10 protein-coding genes and 1 pseudogene are annotated in these 11,938 nt (G+C 28.4%); 3 read left to right on the plus strand and 8 right to left on the minus strand.

Annotation, left to right across the window (positions count from 1 at the left end):
* The first annotated feature begins 132 nt into the window (after positions 1–132).
* A complete protein-coding gene (locus I4U58_RS08880) occupies positions 133–723 on the plus strand; it encodes a DUF2284 domain-containing protein (protein ID WP_195930942.1) in 591 nt (196 codons plus the stop codon).
* Between the two features lie 320 nt (positions 724–1,043).
* On the opposite strand, the gene I4U58_RS08885 is transcribed toward I4U58_RS08880, so the two are convergent.
* The 6 genes from I4U58_RS08885 to I4U58_RS08910 all read right to left on the minus strand — a co-directional run bounded on the left by I4U58_RS08885 (position 1,044) and on the right by I4U58_RS08910 (position 7,812).
* On the minus strand, positions 1,044–2,393 hold the full coding sequence (locus I4U58_RS08885; RefSeq protein WP_295574619.1) for an HD domain-containing protein: 1,350 nt from the start codon (positions 2,391–2,393) through the stop codon (positions 1,044–1,046).
* A gap of 353 nt (positions 2,394–2,746) precedes the next feature.
* Positions 2,747–3,667 carry a SufD family Fe-S cluster assembly protein gene (locus I4U58_RS08890; RefSeq protein ID WP_195930943.1) on the minus strand — a complete coding sequence of 307 codons (921 nt, stop codon included), beginning with the start codon at positions 3,665–3,667 and terminating at the stop codon, positions 2,747–2,749.
* Positions 3,657–4,406, minus strand: a complete 750-nt coding sequence (locus I4U58_RS08895) for an ATP-binding cassette domain-containing protein (protein ID WP_195930944.1) — start codon at positions 4,404–4,406, stop codon at positions 3,657–3,659. The genes I4U58_RS08890 and I4U58_RS08895 overlap by 11 nt, the downstream gene beginning before the upstream one ends.
* A 180-nt stretch (positions 4,407–4,586) precedes the next feature.
* Positions 4,587–5,930, minus strand: coding sequence for a TldD/PmbA family protein (locus tag I4U58_RS08900; RefSeq protein ID WP_195930945.1), 1,344 nt, complete (start codon positions 5,928–5,930; stop codon positions 4,587–4,589).
* Positions 5,931–5,935: 5 nt separating this feature from the next.
* Entirely contained in the window at positions 5,936–7,324 is a 1,389-nt protein-coding gene (locus I4U58_RS08905; protein WP_195930946.1) for a TldD/PmbA family protein, read from the minus strand.
* A 68-nt stretch (positions 7,325–7,392) separates the two neighbouring features.
* Positions 7,393–7,812, minus strand: coding sequence for an Rrf2 family transcriptional regulator (locus tag I4U58_RS08910; RefSeq protein WP_195930947.1), 420 nt, complete (start codon positions 7,810–7,812; stop codon positions 7,393–7,395).
* A 211-nt stretch (positions 7,813–8,023) separates the two neighbouring features.
* On the opposite strand from I4U58_RS08910, the pseudogene I4U58_RS08915 reads away from it, so the two are divergent.
* A pseudogene (locus tag I4U58_RS08915) lies at positions 8,024–9,949 on the plus strand (cation-translocating P-type ATPase).
* Positions 9,950–10,055: 106 nt separating this feature from the next.
* A complete protein-coding gene (locus I4U58_RS08920; RefSeq protein ID WP_195930948.1) occupies positions 10,056–10,331 on the plus strand; it encodes a metal-sensing transcriptional repressor in 276 nt (91 codons plus the stop codon).
* A gap of 142 nt (positions 10,332–10,473) precedes the next feature.
* On the opposite strand, the gene fabG is transcribed toward I4U58_RS08920, so the two are convergent.
* Complete coding sequence (fabG, locus tag I4U58_RS08925; RefSeq protein ID WP_195930949.1) at positions 10,474–11,211, minus strand: 3-oxoacyl-ACP reductase FabG; 738 nt, start codon at positions 11,209–11,211, stop codon at positions 10,474–10,476.
* A partial coding sequence (locus tag I4U58_RS08930; protein WP_195930950.1) for a hypothetical protein occupies positions 11,201–11,938 on the minus strand: 738 nt, incomplete at its 5' end. The genes I4U58_RS08930 and fabG, both read right to left, overlap by 11 nt.

The raw sequence follows: 11,938 nt of genomic DNA on the forward strand, positions 1-11,938 counted from the left end.
GTTAAAAATTTAACTTTTACATACCCATGTTACATATATTTACAAAAAACTCTAAAACAATGAAGGAAAATAAAGCTTTTTAGTGAATTTATATATAATTAGATAAATATCAATTTTTATAGGGGTGATAAAATGAAAAATATTAAGTTTGAAAAAAATGGAAAAATATTCAACTTAAAAGCTATTGTTTGCGAGAATAAAGATTTAATAAAATATATGAAACGCGATTATCTTTTGAATTTATGTGCAGAGGGTTGTCCAAATTACAATACAAATTGGTCTTGCCCACCAAATAGTCCTCGATTTGATGAATATTCAGCGGACTATACTAATTCTCTATTAGTTCAAGTTACAAGTGAAGTTGAAGAAGGAGAAGAATTTATGGAAGCTTATATTCAAAATAGAAATACTTTAGAAGATTTGCTTTCTAAGATGCAAATCGATTTTGAATGTATTAAAACTGCGTGCGGATCTTGTAATTTATGTGAAAGATGTGCATTTTTAGATAATAAACATTGCTACCATCCAGAAAAGATGAGATATTCTATGGAAGCTATGGGCATGGACCTTCAAAAGATGTCCGAAGAAGTATTTAACCACAAATTAACTTGGAATAATAAAGATAATAAATCAAATATATGTACTTCTATAGGGTCTATTCTTTTTAATGGGACTTTTTTAGAAGATGATTTTTGCGATTTAGCTAGAAATTATAGATTTTAATAAAAATAATAAATATATAACAACATTTAATTTTTATGATATGTATCAAGTAATAGTTGTACTTAAATTGTGAAAAAGTAAAACTTTTATCAAAGATATTGTGCCTAAATAAATAAAAAAAGACTATAAGTCGTTGTAAAGGTTAGACCAACGGTCTATTCATTTTAACCTTTACATAAGATTTATAGTCTTTTATATTGATATTGGCACATATATCTTTATTTACCAAACCTATAATTATGCTTAAAATTGTAAAATATCTAGAATTAAAAAATATTATTGTAAATAATAAGCTAGATAAAAGTAATTTTAAAATTTACTTATATATCTTGGTTTTTCTTTATATTATTTGATATATGTTTTAATATATCTTCTTTACTTAATCCTGATAAATGAAGTTTATGACCTAATTTTATATATTCAGAGAATTGGACTCCAGGTTTTAGGCCAAGCTCTATTAAATCTTTGCCACTTACTTCTGGTTCTTTCATAAGCTCTTCATAATCTTTTAATGAAGCGCGAAGCGCCATTTCTATCTCGCTATAATCTTTATCAATTCCTCTTCCAAGAGAATCAGCTTTTGCAAGTAATATTAAATCATTTGGATGTATTGCATCATCCCATAATTTCATCATTGATTTCTTTTTTGAAGTATTATACATTTGATTTGGTTTCATATGAAGCTTAACTAAATTTAATACTTCTTTTTTTAGACTTATTTTATTTGTAAGTCTATTTAAAAATTTATGTGCCAAATTAACACTTTCAACTTCATGACCATATGCAGTAAGCTTACCTTTTCTTAATTTTGTAGTAGAGATTTTTCCAAAATCGTGACATAGTGCAGCTAACATAAATGACAATTTATTTTCAGCTTCATCTTTTAATTTTGCCGCTTCATCTAAAACCATCATACTATGTGTAAATACATCGCCTTCTGGATGATGTATCTTTGATTGTTCTATTCCAATTAAGTCTTCTACTTCTTTAAACCAAAATGACAGTTGTTTCATCTCTTTTAAAGAAGTAAAAAATATTGATGGCTCTGTTGATTTTAACAATGCTTTTTTTAACTCTTCAAATACCCTTTCAAAGGCAAGAGATGACACATCCATACTTGAACAAAGTTTTATAGTTTCTTTATCAATTTCAAATTTAAATCTAGATGCAAATTGCGCAGCTCTAAATACTCTAAGAGGATCTTCACAAAATGAAATATCATTTATATGCTTTAGTTTTTTATTTTTTAAGTCTTCTATTCCACAAAATGGGTCTATAATCTCTCCAGTAAGTACATCTTTCATCATAGAGTTTATAGTAAAGTCTCTTCTTATTGCAGCTTGTTCATATCCTATAAACGGGTCTACATATATTTCAAAATCTCTATGACCTCTTCCATTAGATATTTCTTTTCTCGGCATAGCTATATCCATATCATATCCTTTTAAATTAAAAACACCAAAAGAAGCTCCAATTTTTTGGACATTTCCCAGAGATTCAAGTATATCTACTAAACAATCTACATCTATACCGTGTACTTCTATGTCTATATCTTTTGTTTCTATTTTTAATAGTTCGTCTCGTACATAACCTCCAACGAAAAACGTTCTACCGCCCTTTTCTGAAACTTTTTTTGCTATTTTTGTAGCCATATCCATATTTTTATTCACAATAAATATCACCTCTCTTTAATTATATTTTTACGATAATTTCAATTTATATATTATTGAATATATTTACTTATAAGTAAATATATATTATCAAAAGATAATTCACTTTAATTTGAGCAAACTTTTTCTTTATTATCATTAATATACTATTACTATTTTAAAATTTCAATTAAAACGTAACTTTTTATAAGTTTAACTTAAGAAAAAGCGCTACAAAAGTAAATTTGCAGCGCTTTTATATGTAAGTTTATTTTAATTTATAAAATATAAAGATATTATATATTATAAACTTTTTAATTAAATTTAAATCTTATATTAATTCTACTAACTAAAATTATATATCATACTATATTCTAGCTTAAGAATGCTTCTACAATAACTGCTTCAGCTTGTTCTTCGTCAAGGCCGAAGGTTTCTAATTTAAGCAATTGTTCATTATTTATTCTACCTATAGCAGCTTCATGGATTATAGCTGCATCTGTATGGTTTGCTTGTATCTCTGGAATAGAAGCTACTCTTGCATTATCCATTATTATAGAATCACATTGTATATGAGCTTTACACTTTTCATTTCCAACTGCTATTGGATGGAATGATTGTGTAGAATCGTTTTTGGCAACTGAACGAGATACTATCTGTAGTGTTGAGTTTTTACCATTTAAATTAGCAGTTATATTAGATGTAGCATGTTGGTTGTCATGCGTCATTAATTTTTCTGTAATCACAAGCTTAGAGTCTTTACCTACATTTGCTTCAGTTTCTCTAATAGTAGAAGTAACTCCTTTTATTTGAGTCATTTCCATTTCACAATATGATCCTTCTTCCATATGAACTATAGTTGTAGGATTTAGTATTCTATCTCCAGTACCTTCGCCTTCGCCATAGTGTTTTTCTATATATTTTACTTTAGCATTTTTTCCTATATAAAAAGTATGGATACCATCGTGTTCAGAAGTTGCATTTCCGCAGTTGTGTATACCACAACCAGCGACTATATCGACTTCGGCACCTTCTCCTATAAAGAAATCATTATATACTAAATCGTTTAGACCAGTTTCAGTTAATACAACAGGTATATGAACTTGTTCTCCCTTTGTATGAGGTTTTACAATTATATCTATACCAGGTTTATCTTCTTTTGTTTTTATTTCTATATTTTCTGTAGAGTGACGCATAACTCCTACGCCATCTTTTCTAAGGTTAAATGCTCCTTCAGGTTCCCCTGTAATATCGGCTATTGTCTTTAATAAATTTTCTAGCATACTATTTTTCATGTGTTAAAGCAACCTCCTTTATGGGACAACCACAATCAGTTGGTCCAGCTTGAATAAGTGGCATAATTTGTTCTTTAGGCCCTTTATTTTTAATTTTACCATTTGCAATTATCATAATTTCATCAGCCAAGTCTATTACTCTTTCTTGATGTGAAATTATAATAACAGTTTGTTCCTTGTTTTCTTTGAATTTTTGGAAGCTGTTAACAAGCATTGAAAAACTCCATAAATCTATTCCTGCTTCTGGCTCATCATATATAGCCAGTTTAGGATTTCTAGCCATTAGCGAAGCTATTTCTATTCTTTTTAATTCCCCACCAGATAAAGATGCATCGACATCTCTTTTTAAATACTCTTTAGAACAAAGACCTACGTTAGTAAGGTATTCGCAACAAGCGTCATTACTTAATTTATTTCCAGAAGCTAAATTAAGAAGCTTTTTAACTGTAACGCCTTTAAATCTTGGAGGTTGCTGAAATGCATAACCTATTCCGATTCTTGCACGTTCTGTTATACTAAGGTTTGTGACGTCTTGTCCATCAAATAATATTTGTCCAGATGTTGGTTTTTCTATTCCCATTATTATTTTAGCTAATGTTGATTTACCGCCGCCGTTAGGCCCTGTTATAATTAATATCTTACCTTTTTCAATTGTAAAGTTTATATTATCTAAAATAGTAATTTCACCTTTGCCATCTAAATTGTCTACTTTAAATGTAATATTTTTTAATTCAAGCATAACAAATTCCTTTCTATTTCTATATTTCAAATAAAATACTCAAAATTTAAGTATTTAAAATTATGAGCGCTTAAAGATAAGCACTCATAATTCTCCCCATATTTTTAAGTTTATACAATTATATCTATTTTTTCTACATGTTTTAATGATATTTTTAACTTTTTAAATTGAAATTTGCTTTTATTTTCCTGCAACAGATAGACCACTTGCTATTACTGTTGGGCTACCAACTGAGCTAAGTGGGAATTTTAAATCATCTCCGACTTCTTCTATATCTTTAAGAAGTTTAAAGAAGTTACCTGCTACAGTTATTTGATCTACTGGATATTCCTTTTTACCGTCTTTTATGTAGAATCCTTTTGCAGCTAATGAGAAATCACCTGTTATAGCGTTAGCTCCAGAGTGAAGCCCTGCAAAGTCAGTTATTAAAAGCCCTTCACCTATGTTTTCTAATATTTCATCAAAAGATAGATTTCCTTTTTCTATATAGAAATTGCTAGGAGAAACAGCTACAGAAGTTGCATAAGAAGACTTAAATCCATTACCAGTACTTTTTGTATTTGCTTTATTAGCCGTTTTTAAGTTGTGAAGTAATGTTGTAAGTTTTCCATTAGATACAATTTCTTTTTTAAATGTAGCTACACCTTCATCATCAAAAGGTGCTGAAGATAATCCATTATCTAAAAGAGGATTGTCTATTATTGTTACTTTTTCTGAAGCTATCATAGTATTTTCTTTATCTTTTAGTAAAGAAAGTCCTTTTTGAGTAGCATCTGCGCTAAATACTCCACAAAAAGCACTAAGTAGCGATACCATAGCTTCGTTATATAGAGCTATCTTGTAGTTTCCTGTTTTTATAACATTTGAGTTTATTTTTGATAATGCTTCATCAACGCCCATTTTAGCTATTTCTTTGGAATCTATTTGATTTATATTTGTTGCTATTTTGTATCCTGTTCCATCTTGCTTTTCGCCATCTATCTCTACTATAGGTATTATATATGCATAAAGTATATTTTCTTTATTTTTTAAGTTAAGTCCTTTTGTATTTGATATTTGGACTTCACCTTTAGAGTAGGTAATCTTACAACCTCCTATATTTACGACATTTGGATTGTAGTTTTTGCATTCTTCTTCCATTTTAAGACCTAAGTCGATTAAATCTTTTGGATCTATATTATCTAAATCTTCATAATAGCAAATTACTTTTTCGTATTTTTCATCGCCTTTATATATAAATTGAGTATCTTCATTTTCTATAAGTAAGGCTGCATTTTTAGCAGTAGTTATAAGCATATCTACTGAAGTTTCATCTAGTATTCTAGTATGAGAATACCCTATTTTACCGTTTATTATACCTCTAAATGATAAACCAAAACTTTTGTCTAGATTATAACTTTCTACTTCTTGTTGATAAATAGATATTTCTAAAGACTCTGAATTAGTCACATATATTTCACTATTTTCAAAACCAGCTTCTTTTGCTTTTTCAAATAATATTTCTTTAAATGTATTTAAATTCATAATAGTTACTCCCTTCCGCCAACAGTTATATTTTTAACTCTAATCATAGGCTGACCTACATTTACAGGTATACTTCCTGATTTAGAGCCACACATTCCTTCAGCTTGAGCAACATTGTCAGATACCATATCTATTTCCATTAAAACTTCACTACCTTTACCTATAAGTGAAGCTCCTCTAACTGGTTCTGTTATTTCACCATTTTTAACTAAATATCCTTCATTTACAGCGAAGTTAAATTCTCCTGTAACTGGATTTACAGAACCACCACCTAGTTTTTTAGCATATAGTCCATCATCTATTGATTTTATGATATCTTCTACTTTGTCATCACCAGGAGCTATATATGTATTAGTCATTCTTGAAGTCGGCTCATATTTATAACTTTCACGTCTAGAGTTTCCAGTTACTTCTGTATTCATTCTTCTAGCATTTAATTTATCAACCATATATGATTTTAAGATACCATTTTCTATAAGTACATTTCTTCTAGTAGGTGTCCCTTCGTCATCTATATTTGATGAGCCCCAGTGATTTTTCATAGTACCGTCATCTATTGCAGTTAATTTTGTAGATGCTATTTGTTCTTCTAATTTATCACAAAATACTGAGTTTCCTTTTGCAACTGCTGTTGCTTCTAATGCATGGCCGCAGGCCTCATGGAAGATTACACCTCCAAATCCATTGTCTATTGCCACTGTCATTTGGCCGGCAGGACAGTTTTTAGCATTTAACATTATATGGGCAGTCTTTGCTGCTTCTCTACCATGATATTCAGGATCCACTTCGTCTTTAAACATTTCAAATCCCATAAGTCTACCTGGATTTTGGCTACCTGTTTGGTTCTCATTTTCATTAGAAGCAATTGCATTTACCATAAGTCTAGTTCTAATTCTAGTGTCTTCAGTATATAATCCTTCCGTATTGGCAATTAATATATTTTGCTCTTTATCCATATATCCAACACTTACTTTTGATATATCAGTGTGGTAATTTTTTGCACTTTTATATGCACTTTTCATAACTTTTATTTTTTCTTTACAATCTACACTACTTGGATTTATTTTTATTGGGTGTAAATTTTTAAAAGTCATATGATTATTTAAGATAATCGATTTTCCTTCTTCTATTTTGCCTAATGCAAGTGCTGCTTTATAAGCAGTATCTAAAAGAGATGATAAGCTATTGTCATTTGTATAAGCATAAACACTTTTTAGCCCTTTGAATATTCTTATACCAATACCATAATCTCTTCCACCTAATATATTTTCTACTTTATCATCTAATACAGAAATACTATTAGTTATACTATCTTCTTCAAATATTTCTGCAAAATCAGCTCCTGTAATTAAACATTTTTCTAGTACTTTAGTCGCTATTTCTTTTGAAATCATATTTCCCCTCCTACCATGTAAATTTATTTTTATGTGCATACAATTTCACACAAAGTTTTAGTAGTTAATTAGTAATTATATTGTTTTAATAAAGAATCAATTGAAACTTTAGATAAGGTGTCTTTAATACAGCTCATAACTTTCTCAAAGGGTGTTACTAATAATTCTGGTAAATCCGATATGATCGGATTATTTATTTGTAAATCATCACTACAGAATATATTTTTTATATTTACTTCATCTGTTATTTTATAGACATCCCATAAAGTTATATCTTTTACATCTTTTTTTAATTTTATACTAGATGTAGAAGGAACTTTTATAAGAAAATCATTTCTACATAGAAGATTTAATATATTTTTTATAACTATAGGATTGCATTTTAATTCGTTAGATATATAGTCGCATGTTAACCCTTTTTCATCTCCATACACAGCGATAAATAATATCGTGTGTACTGATAGTTGAAAACGTCTACTAACTTTCATTTTTATCACCTCATGGTAATTTTAGCACACTTAATGTAGTTATTCAAATAACAAAAATGTTATCGTTTTCTAGGTTATTTGCATCAAAAAAGATACAAAAATAAAAGTTGCTTTTTGGATAAAAACGAATTACCCTATACCTATAGGGGTATATGTACCATATATATTTTTAAATATTTCATACCCCCAGGGGTATGAAGAGGAGGTTATTATGAGATTATTCAAATCAGAAACAACTAAAACTATTACTTTTATTGTTATTTCTTCAATATGTTTACTTTTAAGTTTAGTAAACAGTATAAATAACTATTTACATTTTAATTTATCATGGGTCGCTATATTACTTTGCGGTTTACCAATCATCAAAGAAGCTTGTATATCTTTATATAAAGAATTCGATATTAAAGCCGATGTATTAGTTTCTTTAGCACTTATCGCATCTGTTATCATAGGTGAAACTTTTGCAGCTGGAGAAATCGCAGTTATAATGACTATCGGTGCCCTTCTTGAAGATTTAACTGTTCAAAAGGCACAATCATCAATAGAGAGTTTAATAAAATTAACGCCCCAAAAAGCTAGAGTTATAAGAAATAAACAAGAAGTTATGATTGATGCAGATGATATTCAAATAGGCGATATAATAAGAGTTATTGCAGGTGAAATCATTCCAGCAGATGGTATTATTATAAAGGGCGAAGCCTCTATAGATGAATCTATAATGAATGGTGAATCTCTTCCTGTAGATAAAACTGTCGGAGACGATGTATTAAGCTGAACAATAAATCAATATTCTACTTTTGATATGAGAGCTAGCAAAACTTCGAGCGATAGCTCACTTAAGAGAATGATAAGATTAGTAAAAGAAGCTGATGCAGATAAAGCACCTATAGTTAGTTTGACAGATAGATGGGCAACTTGGATTGTAGTTATAGCCTTAGTCTCTTCTGTTGCTACTTATTTATTTACTCATGAAATACTTAGATCTGTAACTATATTAGTTGTATTTTGTCCTTGTGCTTTAGTTTTAGCTACTCCAACAGCTATTATGGCTGGAATAGGAAATGCCACTAAATACGGTATGCTTATAAAAGGTGGAGATATAATTGAAAGATTATCAAAAGTTAAAAATATAGCTTTTGATAAGACTGGAACATTGACTTATGGCAAATTATCAATAGTAGATTATAAAAGTTTTAGTTCTGAATATAGTGACGAAGAATTTATAAAAATATTAGCATCTGTAGAAGCTTATTCAGAACATCCACTTGGAAAGGCTATAACTTCATATTATAAAGAAAAAAACGACAATCAATTATTAGAAGTTGAAGATTTTACAGTACATCCCGGAAAAGGTATAACTGCAGTTTTAAATTCTAAAAATATATTAGTCGGTAATTTAAAAATAATGAAAGATAAAAATATAAATATTAATAATAAAGATATAATTAAAATATCACAAGACTTCTTTAAAAAAGGTTGTACAGTAATTTACTTATCAATAGAAAATAAATTAATAGGATATGTAGCATTATCTGATATTTTAAGACTAGAAAGCAAATCAATAATAAATTATATAAAATCACAAAATATAAATCCAATAATACTTACTGGAGATAATGAAGCTAGTGCATCAAATATAGCTAATAAAGTCTTTATAGATAATGTATATTCTAGTTTACTTCCAGAAGATAAGATGAAAATAATTAAAGAATTAGAAAGTAAAAATTCTCCTACTTGTATGATTGGCGATGGTGTAAATGATGCACTAGCTTTAAAATATTCAAGTGTTGGGATATCTATGGGTGCTATCGGCAGTGATATAGCTATAGAAGCTTCAGATATAGCTCTTGTAAGCGACGATATAAAAAATATACCATATTTACTTTATCTATCTAAAAAAACTATGAAGACTATAAAACTAAATGTAACATTTTCATTAGTATTAAACTTTGTAGCTATAATACTTGCTATGGCGGGAGTATTAAATCCAGTAGTCGGAGCACTTGTTCATAATTTAGGTTCAGTATTCGTTATAATAAATTCAGCTAAACTATTCAAGACTAAAAATAATATCGATTTGAATAATAAAACTATATACAAGTTTACAAATACTAATATAAAAGCTCTTGATATGTAGATTTGTATTTATTTCATATGCTATTTTGGAATTGCAGGTTAGTTGATTTTTCAAACAATTAGTATTATCATATAATAATAGCAATCTAATAATGGGAGGAATTAATATGCGCCAATGTATGGATATACCAAATATTCAACTTAGAATAAAAAAAATCCAAGGTCAACTCAATGCAATATCTAAAATGGTGGAAGAAGATGTTCCCTGTGAAGATATATTAATCCAAATAAACGCAGCAAAAAGCGCTATGCATAAAGTAGGAAAAGTGGTATTAGAAGGACATATACATCACTGTGTTAAAGACGGAATTGAACACGGAGATATAGAAAAAACAATAGAAGATTTTTCAAAAGCTATAGACTATTTTACTAGAATGGGGTAATTATATAAAGTACATAAAAAGCGATAAATATTTGATATATAATCAAGTTTTTATCGCTTTTTATAATTTAATTTCATATTTTATATGTTTATAAAGTTTATGTATATTTATAAAGTAAAAATATTCATTCTATTCCATTTTGTTATATTACAAAACCACCATTAGAGCTTATCACTTGTCCTGTAATAAAATCGCCTTGTTCTGCTAAAAATAGCGCGCATTTAGCTATATCTTCAGGCTGACCAATTCTCATAAGAGGAGTTTCGTATTTTAACATTTCCATAGTATCTTCACTTAAATCTTTTACCATATCTGTATTTATTACACCTGGTGCAATTGCATTTACATTTATATTTGAAGGCCCTAATTCTTTTGCAAGGGCTTTTGTAAGACCAATCATTCCAGCTTTTGAAGCAGAATAGTCTACTTCTGAAGATCCACCAACAAGCCCCCACATAGAAGATATGTTAATTATGTGACCACTACAATTTGGAAGCATGTATTGTAGTACTTTTTTTGTAACATAAAATACTGAATTTAAGTTTGTAGATATAACTTCATTCCACTGTTCATAAGATATATCTGTAAATAGACAAGGCTTACTTATACCAGCATTATTTATTAAAACATCGATATTTTCAAATTGACCTATAGTATAATTCACAAGTGCATTTGCTTCTTCTATCTTAGATACATCTGCCTTAAACATTCTAACACTTAGACCTTCTTGTGTTAACATATCATAAAGTTCTTTCGCCTTATCTTCTGATTTATTGTAATTTATAACTACATTATAGTTATTTCTAGCAAATAAGATCGCTATAGCTCGTCCTATACCTCTAGACGAACCTGTTATTAAAACTGTTTTTTTACTTTTCATATTTATACCTCATTATATTTTTTCTTTTTATGTGTTTTATTTTCCTTTTATTAAATCTACATTCATTTTTACAATTAGCGCAACCTAAGTTTAAGTTGGATATATCTAAAAATCTCTCAGGATGTTTTTTAAGTTGATACTCCCATAAAAATAGACTTATAATCGAAAGTACTATTAAAGAATATGTATATATATTTGGGATTAATATAAATGGTGTAAAGTACATAATATGATCCCAATTATAAATTCTACACACATTACAGCATTTATTTTTCATAAAGAATACCTGAAATGGACACCATATATTTACACAAATCATATCACACCAATAATAAAATAAAAATAGCATAATTACCCATGATTTGTTTAAATCTAATTTAAAATATATATAAAATAATATTGAGTTTAAACAAATCCACGCTAAAAGCACGTTAAATGCATTTTTATTGTTAATAACTGTTTGTATACTAACTGCATTTTTATCATAGTTGTTTTTTTCTTTGTAGTGCTTTAAAAATAATTTACCGTTGTAAGTTGTTTTATTTTTACATGGAATAATTACTTTCAAAACATCATTTATCAAATATAGCCAACATATATGATAAATTTTTATGCCAAATATAAGATTGTAATTTAATATATTATATAAGTCACCTTCAAATAATTTTCTTGTATCTCTAGTTACTCTAGCAACTGTTATTATATCGCAGTCGATTGGGACTGGCTT

Origin of the sequence: Clostridium sp. 1001270J_160509_D11, from assembly GCF_015667935.1 — a bacterium.
GTDB lineage: Bacteria > Bacillota > Clostridia > Peptostreptococcales > Peptostreptococcaceae > Intestinibacter.

Coding starts and splice junctions, on each gene's coding strand:
- I4U58_RS08880 (WP_195930942.1), top strand. CDS start 133: ATGAAAAATATTAAGTTTGAAAAAAATGGAAAAATATTCAACTTAAAA.
- I4U58_RS08890 (WP_195930943.1), bottom strand. CDS start 3,667: ATGAAAAATAGTATGCTAGAAAATTTATTAAAGACAATAGCCGATATT.
- I4U58_RS08895 (WP_195930944.1), bottom strand. CDS start 4,406: ATGCTTGAATTAAAAAATATTACATTTAAAGTAGACAATTTAGATGGC.
- I4U58_RS08900 (WP_195930945.1), bottom strand. CDS start 5,930: ATGAATTTAAATACATTTAAAGAAATATTATTTGAAAAAGCAAAAGAA.
- I4U58_RS08905 (WP_195930946.1), bottom strand. CDS start 7,324: ATGATTTCAAAAGAAATAGCGACTAAAGTACTAGAAAAATGTTTAATT.
- I4U58_RS08910 (WP_195930947.1), bottom strand. CDS start 7,812: ATGAAAGTTAGTAGACGTTTTCAACTATCAGTACACACGATATTATTT.
- I4U58_RS08920 (WP_195930948.1), top strand. CDS start 10,056: ATGCGCCAATGTATGGATATACCAAATATTCAACTTAGAATAAAAAAA.
- fabG (WP_195930949.1), bottom strand. CDS start 11,211: ATGAAAAGTAAAAAAACAGTTTTAATAACAGGTTCGTCTAGAGGTATA.